The sequence below is a fragment of the Sphingobacteriales bacterium genome (assembly GCA_016700115.1).
GTDB lineage: Bacteria > Bacteroidota > Bacteroidia > Chitinophagales > UBA2359 > UBA2359.
Window position 1 is genome coordinate 5,002,092 of record CP064999.1, and the last position, 16,854, is coordinate 5,018,945.

The 16,854-nt window shown below is 36.9% G+C and carries 17 protein-coding genes and 2 tRNA genes; 15 read left to right on the top strand and 4 right to left on the bottom strand.

The genetic code is table 11. The features are described 5' to 3' along the window. The first annotated feature begins 38 nt into the window (after window positions 1–38). The 6 genes from IPM47_17885 to iscX all read left to right on the top strand — a co-directional run bounded on the left by IPM47_17885 (window position 39) and on the right by iscX (window position 3,750). On the top strand, window positions 39–464 hold the full coding sequence (locus IPM47_17885; protein QQS28695.1) for a thioesterase family protein: 426 nt from the start codon (window positions 39–41) through the stop codon (window positions 462–464). 55 nt (window positions 465–519) lie between these two features. Next, window positions 520–1,614 (top strand): saccharopine dehydrogenase NADP-binding domain-containing protein, encoded by a 1,095-nt coding sequence (locus IPM47_17890; GenBank protein ID QQS28696.1) that lies wholly within the window; start codon window positions 520–522, stop codon window positions 1,612–1,614. A 100-nt stretch (window positions 1,615–1,714) separates the two neighbouring features. Further along, the gene (locus tag IPM47_17895) at window positions 1,715–2,167 is read left to right on the top strand and encodes a nucleoside deaminase (protein QQS28697.1); all 453 of its coding nucleotides are present in this window, start codon (window positions 1,715–1,717) and stop codon (window positions 2,165–2,167) included. A gap of 22 nt (window positions 2,168–2,189) precedes the next feature. Continuing rightward, on the top strand, window positions 2,190–2,975 hold the full coding sequence (locus tag IPM47_17900) for a DUF2520 domain-containing protein (GenBank protein QQS28698.1): 786 nt from the start codon (window positions 2,190–2,192) through the stop codon (window positions 2,973–2,975). Window positions 2,976–3,102: 127 nt separating this feature from the next. After that, entirely contained in the window at window positions 3,103–3,441 is a 339-nt protein-coding gene (locus IPM47_17905; GenBank protein ID QQS28699.1) for a 2Fe-2S iron-sulfur cluster binding domain-containing protein, read from the top strand. A 42-nt stretch (window positions 3,442–3,483) separates the two neighbouring features. Then, the gene (iscX, locus tag IPM47_17910) at window positions 3,484–3,750 is read left to right on the top strand and encodes a Fe-S cluster assembly protein IscX (GenBank protein QQS28700.1); all 267 of its coding nucleotides are present in this window, start codon (window positions 3,484–3,486) and stop codon (window positions 3,748–3,750) included. 385 nt (window positions 3,751–4,135) lie between these two features. Here iscX and IPM47_17915 read toward each other — a convergent pair whose 3' ends face one another. The 3 genes from IPM47_17915 to IPM47_17925 form a co-directional block, all read right to left on the bottom strand. Next, window positions 4,136–4,477 carry an RNA-binding protein gene (locus IPM47_17915; GenBank protein ID QQS28701.1) on the bottom strand — a complete coding sequence of 114 codons (342 nt, stop codon included), beginning with the start codon at window positions 4,475–4,477 and terminating at the stop codon, window positions 4,136–4,138. A 254-nt stretch (window positions 4,478–4,731) separates the two neighbouring features. After that, window positions 4,732–4,806: transfer RNA gene (locus tag IPM47_17920), tRNA-Val, on the bottom strand. A gap of 25 nt (window positions 4,807–4,831) precedes the next feature. Further along, window positions 4,832–4,906, bottom strand: a tRNA-Val gene (locus IPM47_17925). A gap of 197 nt (window positions 4,907–5,103) precedes the next feature. Between IPM47_17925 and IPM47_17930 the strand changes: the two genes are divergently transcribed. Together IPM47_17930 and IPM47_17935 are read left to right on the top strand one after the other, a co-directional pair. Then, window positions 5,104–7,623 carry an AsmA family protein gene (locus IPM47_17930; protein QQS28702.1) on the top strand — a complete coding sequence of 840 codons (2,520 nt, stop codon included), beginning with the start codon at window positions 5,104–5,106 and terminating at the stop codon, window positions 7,621–7,623. A 6-nt stretch (window positions 7,624–7,629) separates the two neighbouring features. Continuing rightward, window positions 7,630–8,898, top strand: coding sequence for a HAMP domain-containing histidine kinase (locus tag IPM47_17935; GenBank protein ID QQS28703.1), 1,269 nt, complete (start codon window positions 7,630–7,632; stop codon window positions 8,896–8,898). 98 nt (window positions 8,899–8,996) lie between these two features. Here the strand turns inward: IPM47_17935 and IPM47_17940 are convergent, their stop codons facing one another. Further along, window positions 8,997–9,740: an ankyrin repeat domain-containing protein gene (locus tag IPM47_17940; protein ID QQS28704.1), complete on the bottom strand. Its 744-nt coding sequence runs from the start codon at window positions 9,738–9,740 to the stop codon at window positions 8,997–8,999. A gap of 527 nt (window positions 9,741–10,267) precedes the next feature. On the opposite strand from IPM47_17940, the gene IPM47_17945 reads away from it, so the two are divergent. From IPM47_17945 to IPM47_17975, 7 genes are all read left to right on the top strand, one after another. After that, the gene (locus IPM47_17945; protein QQS28705.1) at window positions 10,268–10,798 is read left to right on the top strand and encodes a hypothetical protein; all 531 of its coding nucleotides are present in this window, start codon (window positions 10,268–10,270) and stop codon (window positions 10,796–10,798) included. A gap of 92 nt (window positions 10,799–10,890) precedes the next feature. Continuing rightward, a complete protein-coding gene (locus IPM47_17950; GenBank protein QQS28706.1) occupies window positions 10,891–13,320 on the top strand; it encodes a TonB-dependent receptor in 2,430 nt (809 codons plus the stop codon). Between the two features lie 11 nt (window positions 13,321–13,331). Beyond that, entirely contained in the window at window positions 13,332–14,741 is a 1,410-nt protein-coding gene (locus tag IPM47_17955; protein QQS28707.1) for a T9SS type A sorting domain-containing protein, read from the top strand. Between the two features lie 352 nt (window positions 14,742–15,093). Then, window positions 15,094–15,453 (top strand): hypothetical protein, encoded by a 360-nt coding sequence (locus IPM47_17960; protein ID QQS28708.1) that lies wholly within the window; start codon window positions 15,094–15,096, stop codon window positions 15,451–15,453. A 5-nt stretch (window positions 15,454–15,458) separates the two neighbouring features. Continuing rightward, complete coding sequence (locus IPM47_17965) at window positions 15,459–15,755, top strand: hypothetical protein (GenBank protein ID QQS28709.1); 297 nt, start codon at window positions 15,459–15,461, stop codon at window positions 15,753–15,755. After that, complete coding sequence (locus IPM47_17970) at window positions 15,749–16,177, top strand: hypothetical protein (protein QQS28710.1); 429 nt, start codon at window positions 15,749–15,751, stop codon at window positions 16,175–16,177. The genes IPM47_17965 and IPM47_17970 overlap by 7 nt, the downstream gene beginning before the upstream one ends. Window positions 16,178–16,190: 13 nt before the next feature. Next, window positions 16,191–16,661: a transposase gene (locus IPM47_17975; GenBank protein ID QQS28711.1), complete on the top strand. Its 471-nt coding sequence runs from the start codon at window positions 16,191–16,193 to the stop codon at window positions 16,659–16,661. Window positions 16,662–16,854: the final 193 nt, after the last annotated feature.

Here is a 16,854-nt window from a genome sequence, read left to right on the forward strand (position 1 = left end):
CCCTCAAAATTATCATTTTTGCAAAAAAATTGATAATTATGGAAAGAATTAAATTGCTATTGCCGTCTGTTTTACAGTTTCAAACTACTATTCCGGTCAGAGTTACAGACATAAACTATGGAGGGCATCTTGGCAATGATTCTTTTCTATCTATTATCCATGAAGTCCGGTTACAGTTTCTGGCACAATATAGCTATGATGAGTTTAATATCGAGGGGTTAGGTACAATTATGGCCGATGTTGCCATTCAGTACAAAAGTGAAGTTTTTTATCCCGACAACCTGACAGCTTTAGTTGGAATGGGGGAATTTGGCCGAACTGGATTCGATTTATTTTATCAATTTCTAAGCCAAAATACTAAGAAAGAAGTAGTCAGAGCTAAAACAGCAATGGTATTTTATGATTACCAAAAACATAAAATGATGCCTGTTCCTCCTGCTTTCAGACAATTGTTTGAACCTTAAAGCCATCTGAAACGTAAGTAACATGAATTGAAAACGACTAAATTAACAAAAAAGAATGGCTGAAAACAAGCGAACTAATTTGATGATTTACGGGGCTAATGGTTATACCGGAAAATTAATCACTGAGTTAGCAGTAATCAGAGGTATGAAACCAATTGTTGCCGGCAGAAACAAAGTTGAAATCCCGGAACTTGCAGCAAAATTTGGGCTACCTTATATGATTGTTGACTTAGACAATAAAGAAGCTTTAGGGGATGCTGCTCTAATGGCAGATGTGGTGTTGCATTGTGCAGGACCTTTTGTCAACACGGCTAAGCCAATGTTGGAAGCTTGCATGAAATTCGGCACACATTATCTGGATATTACCGGTGAAATACCGGTATTTGAAATGATAGCAGCTAAAAACGAAGCCATCAAACAAGCAAAAATTATGGCAATGCCCGGAGTTGGATTTGATGTGGTTCCTACAGATTGTTTGGCGGCATATCTTAAAAAACAACTCCCTTCTGCAACACATTTAACTCTTGCATTTGCCGGTTTAGGAGGTGGAATTTCTCACGGAACAGCTTCAACTCTATTGCTTAATATAGGAAAGGGGGGTGCCGTAAGGTTAGATGGTAAAATAACTCCGGTACCTGATGCCTTCAAAGTAAAATTTATTGATTTTGGCGGTAAAACCATTCAAACTATGACAATACCTTGGGGTGATGTGTCAACAGCATTTTATAGTACCGGTATCCCTAACATCGAAGTTTATACCGGTGTTAGCAATATGATACTGAGAGGAACTCAACTTCTGCAATCAATGAAATGGCTGCTGCAAAGAAAAATGGTGAAACGATTTCTTCAGGCAAGAATAGACAATTTATCCGAAGGCCCATCTGCACAGCAAAGGGCAAAAGGGCGAAGTTTAGTTTGGGGACAAGTTACTGATGAAAAAGGTAATTCGGTGACTGCCCGGCTAAAAACCCCTGAAGGCTATACTCTAACTGCTTTAACGGCCATGAATATTGTAGAAAAAGTTCTCAAAGGTAATGCTCCTATTGGTTTTCAAACCCCTTCGTTAGCTTATGGTCCCGACTTGATATTGGAAATAAAAGGAGCTATTCGAGAAGATGTGGCAATTCATAAAAATATTCGGGTGAGTTAAGTCTATAAAATTAAACAATCACATAGGGAAAAACCCGTTGCTGTATATAACTCCTTTTTCTTCCAAAACTTAAGTTATCAACAAGATGCAAAACACATTTATGACTGAAGCAATTAGGTTATCTGCCGAGGGATTGAAAAAAGGGGAAGGCGGCCCCTTTGGTGCTGTTGTAGTGAAAGATGGAAAAATAATTGCGAGAGGTAACAACAGGGTTACTTCAACAAATGACCCAACTGCTCATGCTGAAGTAGTAGCAATCCGAAACGCTTGCTCTGCATTGGGAACTTTTCAATTAACCGGTTGTGAAATATATACCAGTTGTGAACCCTGTCCTATGTGCCTCGGAGCAATTTATTGGGCTCGACCCGATAAAGTATATTATGCCAATACCAGGATTGATGCTGCCGATATTGATTTTGACGATTATTTCATTTATCAGGAAATCAGTCAATCGCCCGAACAAAGAAAAATACCGTTTGTTCATTTGCCCAATCCTGAAGCATTAAAAGTATTTACAGATTGGGTCAATAAAACTGACAAAACAAAATATTAATATTTGGTTTCTATTTTTCAGAATGGCAAGAATAACACTTTTGGGCTTTGGCAACGTAGGACAACATTTGTTTTACGCATTTAACAAGGCCGGTCATCAAATTATACAAGTGTATAACCGCACTTTTCTACATGTCCAACCATTCGTAGCCCTATTCCCGAAAACACGGTTTGTAGAAAATCTCCACTCATTAAGTTTAGATTCAGACCTATATTTAATTGCAGTTTCTGACAATGCCATCCAAATCATTTCCGAAAATTTGCCAACTGTTAATGTTGGTGGTGTGGTCGCACATACTTCGGGGGCTACTTCGATCAAAGTTTTAAATACCCATCCAAATTATGGCGTTTTTTATCCCCTTCAAACATTCACAGCAGGACATGAAGTGGATTTTTCTCGAATTCCTATCTGCATAGATGGCGACACAGAATCTACTATTTATCGAATCGAAAAAATCGCGCAGAGTTTAAGTAAATTGATATATAGGCTAAACGATCGTCAAAGAAGCATTTTGCATGTAGCAGCAGTGTTTGCAAATAATTTTACAAATCACCTTTTTGCCATAGCAGCAGAAATCTGTCGGGAAAACAAAATCCCATTTGATATATTAAAACCGCTTATTGCAGAAACTATTCACAAAATTCAAACTCAATCACCCGACCTTGTACAGACAGGACCTGCAAAACGCAAAGATTTGAATACTATCCAAACACATCTTCGCCTATTGGAAGAACAGCCTGAATTTCGCAAAATATACCAAATGTTATCGGACAATATTATTCAAATGCATTCCTCAAAATCCGACTGAAAAAGCCAAAAGAAACTATTCATAGCAGCTACTACAACCGAATATTGTATCCTCGGTATGAACCATTTTCATAATTACAGGTTATATCAGGATGATATAAACCTGATTTTTCTCAATTCAACCTTCCATGTATCATATAAAAGTAAATTTTGAAGAGCCTGATTTGCCGCCATTAGAAATAGATTCAAAACCCGATTTCACCCTGCTTGAGGCCGCTTTAGTCAATGATATTCACCTGAACCATAATTGCGGGGGAGTATGTGCCTGTACTACCTGTCATATTTATGTTCATTCAGGGGATGAGTTTTTAGAAGAAATGACCGATAGGGAAGAAGATTTTGTGGACAGAGCCATCAACCCAAGATTGGAATCCCGGCTTGCTTGTCAATGTCTTATGTTAGAAGGAAGCGGTAATATAGAAATTACAATTCCCGACCAACGGAATATTATCGGTCACAAACATTAATTTTAAGTTCTTCCCGTTTTAACCATTCAATTCAAATATATTATGCCAATCAAGTTAGAAGAGCCGCCAATTACCTGGTCTGATTACGAAGACATCGCCATTAAACTATATGAACGATTCGGCCCAAAGTTTGGAGAATCGCAAATTTATCGTATCCGTTTTACAGATTTGTTGGATTGGGTGCTTCAAATTGAAAATTTTACCGGAACGAAAGAAGAATGTAATGAAGGTCACCTTGAAATGATTCAATCAACATGGGTCTATGAATGGCGGGAAAGTTATGAAGACGATTTGGAAGAAGAGGATTAGTATAAAGAGCAACTAAAATTGCTTCTGAATTTTTAATTGTTTTCTATACGATTAGCAACCTTTCTTATTGTTTTTTTAGAAAAATTTACCGAGTTATTACCCGTACTTTTAAATATGCACCAGATTTTTAAGGAGATTCATTTATTTCCTTACTCAATCACTTTTATAACTCCATGGAAATACCTAAGCCTTATTAACAGGCATTTTGAGCAAGAACTATAAAAACCACATCTCATATTACATAGAAACAAGGGTAGGTGACGACATTTAACCATTTTTGGGAATGATTTAGTTTAGACCCTTAATTCAAGATTTTTATAATAAAAATAGCCCTATTGCTTGTCGCAGTAGGGCTATAAATTTAATTCGGTATTGATCAGAAGAATTAGTCTCTGTCGTAACGTTTTTGACGATCGTCCCGGTTGTAGTTGTTGTTTCTTGGTTTGAAACCACCGCCACCACCGAAGTTGCGGTTAGGACGTTGTTCACGTTCACGGGCTTCATTTACACGCAATGGGCGGTCTTCAAGAAGTGCTCCGTTTAATTCGTCAATAGCTTTTTGGCCTTCCTCGTTGTTTGCCATTTCAACAAAAGCAAAACCTTTGGATCGGTTGGTTTCACGGTCAAAAATTACTTTTACTGATGTAACTTCGCCGTATTCTTGAAATACTTCGCGCAAGTCTTCGTCTGTAATACCGTAGTCTAAGTTGCCTACATAAAGATTCATACTAAACAAAAAAATTAAAGTGAAAAAAGGGAAAAAAACAAATAAATAAAACCAATGACAACTCAACTAATAATGGCTAAAACACACGAAAACTTTGCTTGCTAGTATGAATTTAAAACTGAAAAATTAATTGAAAAGACCATCAGTGTATAAACGGCATAAAGGTACAAAAGTTTGGTTTAAAAAAACAAACTTTTTATTAAAAAAAATAAAAAAAAACTTCACCACCGTTCGGAAGTGAAGCTTTAATAAGGTGGGCGATACTAGATTCGAACTAGTGACCCCCTGCTTGTAAGGCAGGTGCTCTGAACCAGCTGAGCTAATCGCCCTTTTGAGAATCCTGATAAAAAAGTGTGGGCGATACTAGATTCGAACTAGTGACCCCCTGCTTGTAAGGCAGGTGCTCTGAACCGGCTGAGCTAATCGCCCTTTTTTATCAGGGTGCAAAGATACATGTCGCTTTTAAATCTGCAAATCTTTTTCTAAAAAATAACATTGTTTTTAAAATTCACAGCATTGCATTGTACTAAGATACTAATTTTACAGCTGAATAAATCAGCATCAACTGCCATTCCTGTCAGAATTAAAAGATTATGTTAAAACGCAGTTTGAAATTTTTTTTCTTTTTGTTCTTGGTTTTAGTTGTTATTGTAATTGCTGTGCCTTTATTTTTCAGCCAACAAGTTGAAAATGCTTTTATAAAAAGGGTTAACAATTATGTTAGAACGGATTTGAAGATAAAAGATGAGATTGAACTTTCATTGATCCGCAATTTTCCTTATGCCTCTCTTTCTCTCAACAATGTTGAATTACAGGAAAGTATTGTTAACAGCCACCGTAATCTTTTAGAAGTTCAACAGTTAACCTTTTTATTCAGTTGGTGGGATCTATTTAGGGGAAGTTATACGGTGGAGCAAATCAGTATCAAAAACGGCAACCTGAATTTACGCCGGTTCAATGACGGAACTTATAATTATAATATTTTTGCATCAAATGTAGAATCTGAAAATGAAGACGTGAGTTTGAAACTAAAACAAGTGTTGTTAAAAAACATAACATTCAGTTATTTGGATGAAGACTATCAAATGGAAACTGAGTTCACTATTTCTAATGGCACAATGTCGGGAAATTTTGGCAGTTTAAGATATCAGATGTTATTGAATAGTGATATACAAGTAAAACATTTTTACCTCTACAACACAAATTATTTGCCCGGCAAAAATGCAAAAATAGACCTGAACATCAAAACAGACTTTGCTGATAACACTTTTATATTTGAAAAAAGTTCCCTCCAAATTGAACAAAACCTATTTGGCCTAAATGGAAAAATTGGTTTTACCAATAATATGACCGATTTTAATTTGACCATAAATGGGCAAAATCTGAATCTATCGGAGTGCAAAGACTTATTGTCGTACTCTTATTTGTCAAAAACTAAAGAACTGAAAAGTACCGGCATACTTAACCTGAATGTCAATATTAAAGGGATATATTCTAAATTTGAACAACCGGCAGTTGATATACAGTTTGCCCTTGAAAACGGAACCCTCACCCACCCTACTCTTGATGGTACCCTGCAAAACCTCCGTCTCACCGGCAATTTTACCAATGGTCATTTGCATCAGTTCAGCACATCCGCTCTTTTTCTTGAAAACCTGTCTTTTACCCTAAAAGGGAAAGAGGTTTCAGCTTCCGGCAAAATAACTGATTTCGAACATCCAATCACTCAACTTAAATTAGACGGGGCGATTGAATTGTCTGCTTTTTCTAAAATGAGCAAATCTTATGGTTTAGATAAACTCACCGGCCTTTTCACATTTAATCATGTTGTTTTGAACGGCAAAATAGAAGATTTAAAAAATGCTACTTCTTTAATATATCCTGAACTTACCGGAGAAGTGCTGGTTTCAAACATGAACTTTCATGTTAATGGCAAGGAAGTTCAAAATTTTACTTTGAGTGCAGGACTTAATGGTCAACATATTCAGATAAAAGATTCTCAACTGAATTTTGGCAACAGCGATCTGAAACTTATTGGAAATGCACTCAATATTACGCCTTTAATATATCAGACTCTTACTCAAGACACTGTAACGCTCACCCAACCAGTCAATTTGCAATTAAAAGCGCTGTCAGAACAGATTGACCTGACAGATTTGATGATCTATTTTGAACAAAATAAGCAGGAAACAAATCAAAGTCCTACTTCTACAGAATCTGTTTTTAATAAACAGCATTATGTAATTGGTGGGGTAGAAGTAGAAATTGCTAAAGTAATAAGGGACCACTTGAGCATAGACAATGTAAAAGGCATTCTTTCAATCCAAAATGCTGCTTTTAACATTCAGCAAATTAACATGCAACTTTTAGGTGGGAAAGCCGAAATCAAAGGTAGTTTTGAAATAGATGATAGCAACAATGTCAGCATCAAAATCTTTTTAACCGCCACTCACTTAGATTTACAGAAACTGATGTCTCAAACCGGCAATTTTGGACAAGAAACTTTTACGGAAAATAACATTAAAGGATTTTTAAACAGTAAAGCCTATCTGACTATTCCGCTTGACAAAAAACTCAGGGTCAACCAACAAGCTTTTAAACTTATAGCAGATGTAAGTATAGAAAACGGGGAGCTCTTAAATTTTGAACCAATGATGGCTTTGTCAAAATATGTCAAATTATCAGAATTAGCACATGTAAAATTTGGAAAACTGGAAAATCAGGTAGAAATAATTAATCGCAAATTGCGAATTCCTGCCATGTATATTCACTCAAATGCAGTGAAACTAAACTTCTCAGGTATTCACACATTTGATGACCGCCTGTTATATTATATACAACTTAACCTTTCTGATTTATTGACCAATAAATTCAGAAAGGAAAACAAAAACATTGAATCAGAAGTAAACCCCAAAGGAGGAATTAACCTGTACCTTACAATGAGCGGAACTTCTGATAAAACTGAGGTCAGGTATATGAAAAAGAATCAGGTAAAAAACCGCTTTGATAAAGATAAAAATCAACCTAAAACTGATTTACAGAAAATATTGGAACAAGAGTTCAGTTTTGAATCCGGTGTTAGTTCCGATTTGATGGAGATTAACATTTTGACCTGGCAAGATACGACCATATTGAATCTCAAATAACCAACAATGCGCACTTCAGAAATTATCGGACAGGCAAAGCAATTTACAACTTCCAAACTCAATGTTTACGAAAACAAATCTCAATGGAAAATTGGTTTGTTTCTTGCCGGCCTCCTAATTGTTACGGTAACTTTGTTATATAACAGCCGTTTGGCAGGAAAACTTGAAGAGCAGGAAAGACGAAGGGTAGAGACTTTTGCCAATGCTTATGCCGAACTGAGCAAATTGCCGTTCAGTGACAGCTCAAGTACTTTGCAGATTGACTTTTTAACCAGTATTATTACCGGTAATCTCACCATTCCTGTCATATTAACTGATGATAAAGGAAGAATTCGCGCATCTAAAAACATTGATTCTACCAAAACCTTGAAAGCAGACTCTGCTTTTTTTTACCGGAAATTATCCAAGATGAAAGGACAATATGAACCGGTTAAGGTCATCAGCGATATGTCAAGTATCCGCATGCCGGGAGAAACAGAGCCTGCCGATATTATTCAATATGTATATTATACTGATTCTTATCTGCTTGCCCAGTTAAAATTATACCCTTATGTTCAGTTACTGATAATTGGTGCATTTCTTTTAGCGGCTTATATCACTTTTGACGTTGCCCGCAGATCTGAACAAAATAAAGTATGGTTGGGAATGGCAAAAGAAACTGCTCATCAACTCGGCACCCCTCTCTCTTCGTTAGTAGCATGGATGGAAATACTGAACGAAACTGATGACCCGGAAGGCACCGCAAAAATGGTGGGAAGGGAAATGGGAAAAGATATCGCCAGGCTGCAACTCATTACTGAGCGGTTTTCAAAAATAGGCTCAGAGCCTTCATTACAACCTCATGATGTTGTGGATTTAGTTCGTCATACTTTGGATTATGTTAAGCGCCGAGCATCATCCCGTATCAATTTTGAATTTATTGCCCCTGAAAGCAGTATTTGCGATATCAATCCCACTTTGTTTGATTGGGTCATTGAAAATCTGCTCAAAAATGCTTTAGATGCTATGGAAAGCACCGGCAGTATTAAAGTGGTCATTGAAGACGATCATAACAACAACATCATCATTGACATTTCCGATACCGGAAAAGGAATTGCCAAGTCAAAGTTTCAAACAGTTTTTGAACCCGGATTTAGCACAAAAAAAAGAGGTTGGGGTTTAGGCTTATCTCTATCAAAACGAATTACCGAAAACTATCATTCAGGTAAAATTTTCGTGCAAGATTCCGTATTAGGCAAAGGCACTACTTTCAGAATCATTTTACCAAAATCCTGATACAGTCATAGCTTCATTCACATTAGAAAAGAAGAATTGGTATTGGTTCAGATCTGAAAAATTCATGACGAAGTATAAAACAGTTGAATAAAGAGTCGTTATTTATATAAATATTTATTGGGAATATTTTCTGGTTTGTAATCTATATCAAAAGCTGAGCGCATCATTAGCTGCACTACTTGGTAAATATCATTTTCCTTTCGTTGAAATTGCGGTAATAAACCCATCATAGCATAACTGATAGGGTTAATAGCAGGTATAAAAGTTTCCCAAGGATAGGCTTTGCCCCAAATCAAACCCTTTATTGTATAATTCAGGTCAACATTTTGTGAAATAAGAAATTCCAGTGTACTTAAACATTCATTGTTATGTTGATTAACGGTATGAAAAACCGGAGCTTGACCACCAAAACCATATTCATCTATTCCAGCTTTTATATTTACATCTAAGCCATTTTCAACCAATACCTTAGCGCAATTAAGGTGATTAAATTCTGTGCATATATGTAACAATGAGGCTTTATATATCGGAGTAAAAGCAGCATCAAAGGTATAATTGTTAAAAACTGCTTCGGGGTTTTGTTTTATCCTGAAATCCAATTCAACAGCATCATTCAACAGTACTGCAAGCAGCATTTTATCGGAAAACTCTAACCCATATTCCACAAAAGTCCTGACACAAGCCTGAAAATTCGGAGAACGCAGATACCCGCTCAATAACTCATAAATGAGTGGCTTGCCTTTATAAATATCGTTAGGACTAACGCCATTTTCAAAACATTCTTTTATGCCTTCGACTGAATGAATTTCAATATCGGTTATTATCCTTTGAGGGTAGTTCATATTTGCAATAAAACATTTCTGTCAGTTACTTGTTCGCGCTATGATTATAAGCCCTGTACTTTGTCTGTTTGAATAGAAGAGATGTAAAACACGACCATGAAAATTGCTGCAAAATATCAATAAAAAAGAGAGGAATTGTCAATTCAAAAGTATAAGTTTAATTTGTGCTTACAAGTAAAGGTCAAATAGCTTGTATTTTAATCCCAAAAGAATTTTATACTATAAACTGAAAGTTAACAAAGCAATAACATTAACATCAATTTGATTTAGTATTTGAGATTAAGAATAAGTTGACATAAGTTTATCATATTAACTGTCTGAAGCAAATGAACAAAGTCAGGTATATTCTGCACTCAAGTTGTATCACGACCAATCATAACAATTTCAGCGTAGTGCGGACATTTTGATTTATATTCAATTACAAACACCAAAATATTTTACTTATATTCACAAACTAAATTCAGTAAAACGAGTTAGATTTGCGGTGTTTATCTTGTTATGAATTTAACTCTTCCAAAAACACTTGATTGAAAAGCAAAATAGCCATATTTTTACTTTTTTGTTTGGTAGCACCTGTAACCATCACTTTTTTTATACTTAAATCCCAAAAGATTCAGGTTATAAATGAAGTGAGAAGAAGAATTGTGGAGGGGATAGACAATGAAGAACTCGTATTGTTAAAGTTTACAGAAAAAGAGAAAAAAAACCTGTTAAACTGGAAACATGCTAAAGAGTTTGAGTTCGACGGGAACATGTACGATATCGTCAGAATTCAGGTGAAAGGCGATACCACATATTACCATTGTTGGTTAGATCATGCAGAGACTAAAATTAACAATCAACTTGACCACCTGTTTTCAATTCTACTTGGCAAGGATTCCAAAAACAAAGAAAACATTATCTTCTTCTTCAAGTTTTTTAATGGCTTTTATTATACAGAGTCTATTGAAAATAATGCATTAGTTTTCCAAGGAATTAAATGCCGGTATTTTTTAGAAAACATTTCTTTTACTTCAATAGCAGTGCCTCCACCTGTTCCCCCTCCTGAATTAGGTTAAACAAATACATTTAAAGTTGTATCACCAATTTGATTGCCTCTAACGATTAGAAGCATAAGGGACATATTTTGTTTAGCCTATAAATATTCTCAATGAATAAACTATTGATTATTTGGGTTTTACTTAGTTTGTCTTTTGTTGCAAAAACTCAGACAGTAACCATCAGAGATTACCTTACGAGAGATCCCCTTGAAAGTGTAACCCTGATGAGTGAAAATCCGCAAGCTTTTGCTACCACCAACACAAAAGGTCAAACTGAGTTAGCTGCATTTCAGGATGCAGATAGTATTTACATTCGCCATGTGCGATATGAGGAAATGATATTGAGTTTTCGCCAACTCGAATCCATGAATTTTCTGGTTGAGTTAAAAGAGACCAACATTGCTTTAGAGGAAATAACTATTTCTTCCAATCGTTGGGAACAGGTGAGAATAAAGACTCCAAACAGAATAGAAGCCATTAATATGAAAGAAGCGGCTTTTCAAAATCCGCAAACCACGGCTGATTTACTTGGCATGAGTGGTTATGCTTTCATTCAGAAAAGTCAGTTGGGCGGCGGTTCGCCTATGTTGCGAGGAATGGCAACCAACAGGGTTTTGTTGGTGATTGACGGAGTTCGGATGAATACTGCAATTTTCAGAGCGGGTAACCTGCAAAATGTCATATCGTTAGATGCCAATGCCATTGAAAGTTCAGAAATACTTTTTGGGCCCGGGTCAGTGATGTATGGCAGTGATGCGATTGGCGGGGTGATGAGTTTCAATACGCTTGAACCTGAATTTGCAGTTGCCGATCATAAAAGTCCACAGGTTAAAGGAAATGCCATGACCCGTTTTTCATCGGCCAATAAAGAATTAACCGCTCATTTGGATTTGAATATCGGTCTGAAAAAGTTTGCATTTACAACAAGTTGTACCTATTCCGACTATGGCGATCTTCGCTCCGGCTCAAAAGGTGGAGTGCCTTATTTCTATCGCCCTCATTATGTCATGACCATTGATGATAAGGACTATATGGTACCAAACAACGATTCTACGTTGCAGGTTGGTTCAAAATACAATCAGATTAACCTGATGCAAAAAGTGCGGTATCAGCCCAATAAGTATTTGGATTTAGAGTATGGTTTTCATTTCTCCGAAACTTCCTCATTCAATCGTTACGACAGGCTTTATGTGATGCAAACCTCAGGGCCTTATAAAAACAAATTGAGATGGGCTGAATGGTATTACGGCCCTCAGAAATGGCAAATGCACCGATTAGGTTTTACCTACTCAGGCAGGAATTTGTTTTTTGACAAATTTCGTTTAGTGGCTGCTTATCAGTTTTTTGAAGAAAGTCGCAATGACCGAGAGTTTATGTTCAGAGAATTGATGACTCAAAAAGAAACTGTAGATGCCAGTTCTGTCAATTTTGATTTGGAGAAGGAAATTACAGCCTCCCTATCTATCTCTTATGGGCTTGAGAGTATTTATAATCAAGTAAATTCTGAAGCTAAACTAACCCATGTTGTTACTAATCACGTCGATTCTACAGTTACCCGCTATCCTGATGGTTCGACCTGGCAATCTTATGGTGCTTATATCAGTGCAAAACTCAAACCTCATCCTAAATGGATGTTTAGCTCAGGTTTGCGATATAACCATTTCTTCATTGATGCAGTGTTTGACACCACTTTTTTCCCATTTCCGTTCACGACTGCAAAAATGAAAAATGGTTCAGTTAGTGGAAGTTTGGGTTTTGTATATACTCCTGTCAAAACATGGCAGGTATATATGAATGGAGCAACAGGTTTCAGAGCACCAAACATTGATGATATGGGCAAAGTGTTTGAATCTGTACCCGGATATTTGGTTGTTCCCAACCCAAATTTGCGACCGGAGCAGGTTTTTAATGCTGAGATTGGCACGGTAAAAACATTTGGAAGTGTTCTAAAACTTGACGCTACGGCCTATTATACCTGGTTGGTAGATGCAATGGTCAGACAAAATTTTGAACTAAATGGAGACACTACTATCAGATATTTGGGAAATAAGAGCCGAATTCAGGCAGTTCAAAATGTTACTAAAATACAAGTGTACGGTATTCAGGCAGGCGTAGATTTTTATTTCAAAGGATTTGGAATACGTAGCAATATCTCTTTTCAAAGCGGAAGAGAACAAAGTTCCGATAGTTTGATTTACTATCCTCTTCGCCATGCCGCACCAACCTTTGGCAGTACACATGTTACTTATGAACATAGAAAGTTCAAAGTTGACTTTTATGTGATTTATAACGCCAAAATGGATTATGAAAATCTGGCACTTACTGAGAGAGTCAATGCATCTTATGCCCGTGATGAATTTGGACGCGCTTATGTGGACAAATGGCATACCCTCAATTTTAAAGCAGCTTATTACCCGAGCCGGTTTATTACCCTGAGTTTAGGCCTTGAAAACATCAACGATAAGATGTATCGTCCTTATGCTTCCGGCATCAATGCGCCGGGCAGAAATTTAATTGCTTCATTAAGAGTAAAATTTTAAAATTAAACGACATGAATAAAAAACATTTAAAAACAATCATATTGACTTTGTTTGCTTTAACTACATACATCCAATTTTCCTATGCACAACGGATTGCAGCCGGAGGGTGGCATTCTGTTGTGGTTTGTAGTGATAAAACGGTTAAAGCATTTGGCGAGAACGCAACCGGTGAGCTGGGTGATGGTACAAATAACGACCAAAGTGAACCTGTTACTGTAACAGGACTTTCAGATATTATTGCCGTTTCAGCAGGAGGCGATCAACTTGAAGCACATTCAATGGCATTAAAAAATGATGGCACTGTTTGGGCTTGGGGGAGTAATCTCTACGGAGGACTTGGCAATGGTAGTACCATCAACACAAATGTACCTGTGCAAACGCTATTACTTAATAACATAATTGCTATTTCGGCAGGTGGTTGGCATTCGGTTGCTTTGAAAGACGACGGCACTGTCTGGACCTGGGGCTGGAATATTGACGGTCAGTTGGGTGATGGAACATTAAACGATCGGATTCTTCCGGGTATGGTAAATGGACTTTCAGATATAACTGCTATTTCTGCAGGCACTTATCATGTTTTAGCCTTAAAAGTAGATGGAACTGTTTGGGCATGGGGTGACAATATAAGCGGTCAAATTGGTGACGGCACAAATATTGACAGAACCATTCCTGTTCAGGTTGTGGGATTGACCGATGTGGTTAAAATCGCAGCCGGACGATTTTTTTCGCTTGCTGTAAAAAGTGATGGAACTGTTTGGGCCTGGGGTGAAAATCTTTACGGGCAACTTGGGGATGGAACAACCACAGACAAAACCCTGCCTGTTCAGGTAGTTGGGTTAAGTGGAGTTACTTCTGCTGTTGCAGCAACCGGTGCCTTTCACTGCATGGCAGTTAAAAATGATAACACAGTTTGGGCTTGGGGTAGAAACACGTATGGCAATCTCGGAGACGGCACACTTGATCACCAGTCAACTCCTGTACTTATGCTTGACATTTCTGATGTTGAAGGTATGGCAGCGGGAACTAATTTTTCGTTGGTTTACAAATATGACGGCACATTTTGGGGTTGTGGCAGAAATGCAAGCGGCCAATTGGGTGATGGAACATTTTTGCAAAGAAATACCCTCACTCAATCAACGTTAGTATGCCCGATTACAGATTTTACCGGAGTTGAAGACAATTTGCCAACTTCAAATAATGACATCCTGATCTATCCAAATCCTGCATCTGACTTTATCACTATTGAAGTTCACGAAAAAACAACCCTGAATTTATTGGATTTACAAGGCCGGCTTTTGAAATCACTTCATTTAACAAACAATGCCAAAAAAGTTGATTTGAGCAATTTGAACCAAGGTATTTATCTTTTGGAATTGAAGAATGAAAAAGAAACCGTGGTGAAAAAAGTATATAAACAGTAAATTTGGATTACAGTAGGAAGCAAAAAAATATGTATGTGATTATTGATAAGATATGCTTCCTTTAGAAACTAAGCCCATTGAGAAAAAATTTTGACCGCCTAAGTTCAAAATTTACTCAGTGGGCTTTTTATTGAATATAAATATCCGGCAACCCTATTTTCCTGACTTTGACAGTTAAATGAGATAACCCGTTAATAATCAATGATAATAAGAAATAAGAAACCGCAATTGTAGTGGCAACTTTTTTTCTTAGGCTATTGTTTTTAAGACAATATGCTTACATTTGCGGTATGTTTGTAAAAGCCACTAAATCTAAAAAACCATACGTATATTCAGTTAGTGGAATCTTTTCGTGAAGGAAAGACTACCAAGCACAAAGGTAATTGCCAACTTTGGTCGCCTTGACCAGTTGCGTGATTCAGGATTCCTACTATCAGTTGGGCAGAAATTGCTGTCATTGAATAACACGCCTTGCATTGGGGCAGAGAATTTGCAGGAAACTGCACGCTTCTGTTATGGTCATTTGGTCTATAAAAAAGTATGGGAGCAACTTGGCATCGGAGAAATTATCAAAAAATGTGCTAAGGGAACAAGGATAAAGTTCGATATAGAAGAGGTGATTTTCTATTGTGTGATTCATCGTCTGTTGAAAAGCAAATCAAAACATCAAGCATTTAAAGATCAGAAATTGTTTTATGGGCTAGAAACATAATTGGGTTGCAAGAAATTTACCGAAGTTTAGATTTTTTGTGTGATAAAAAGCAGGCAATTGAGACACAACTGTTTTACCATAAAAAAGGCGTTTATGCTAAGCCCATCGAAGTTGCTTTTTATGATGTAACGAATTATCACTTTGAGACAAACAGAGCAGATGCTTTACGCGAATTTGGGTTTAGCAAAGCTGGAAAGTTTAATGAAGTACAAGTGGTGATGGGCTTATTTATAGATAGCACAGGCAGACCGATAGGCTACGATCTTTTTCGGGTAATACTTTTGATGGTCAGACGATGGTAGATGCGCTGAAAATGTTAGAAAAGCAGTTTAATATAAGAAAAGTCATTGTAGTAGCCGACAAAGGTCTCAACTCGAAAGAAAATTTTAATTTAATACGTCAAGCGGGCTATGACTACATTGTTAGTGCCCGCTTAAAATCGATGCCCCAAAAGTTGGTACAAAAGATTTTGGCAACCAATGATATGGAGACAAAGACTGTGTGCGAGGATACGGGTGAAGTAACATTTAGCTGGAAAGTGTTGGATTACGAAACAACCTACAGCGATGCCAATACAAAGAAACAAAAATTGCAAGATAAACTCCTAATTACTTGGAGTGCCAAAAGGGCAGCCAAAGACGCAAGAGACAGGGAAAGACAAATACAAAAAGCAAAAGTCAAATTAGACAACGGAGCGGACTTGCAAAACAAAAAAGGGGGCTAACTGATTCCTGAAAATGGCGGAGAGTACCAATACAAAAGCTGCTGAAATAGACCAAGAACGAATAGATGAAGATGCAAAATGGGATGGTTACTACGGCATACAGTATAGTAAAACGGATATGACGAACGAAGAAGTCTTGGCAAACTACCATCAATTATGGAAAATAGAAGAAAGTTTCCGGGTATTGAAGACCACCCTATCCACTCGACCAATTTTTCATTGGACACCCAAAAGGATAAAAGGACATTTCATGACCTGTTTTTTAGCATTCATGCTCGAACGGACGGTGGAACTAACCCTAAAGTTTGCAAACATCAACTTAAGTCCATGCAGTATTAAAGAAGAACTCAATCAAATGCAATTGTCTGAACTAACAATTGATGATAAAAAGTACTTGCTGAAAGGTGCTGACACAGCATTAACCAACAAAATCCTTTCGGCATTTCGTATCCCTCCGTTCAAAGACTTAGCTCCAGCGAACTAAATAACCCGTTTTGTAGTGGCAACTATGCCATTTTGAGGAAACTTAACTCGCTGATTATCAATGGTTTGTGAAATTTAACTGTCAAAGTCAGGAGAAACCGTGGTGAAAAAAGTATATAAACAGTAAATTTGGATTACAGTAGGAAGCAAAAAAATATGTATGTGATTATTGATAAGATATGCTTCCTTTAGAA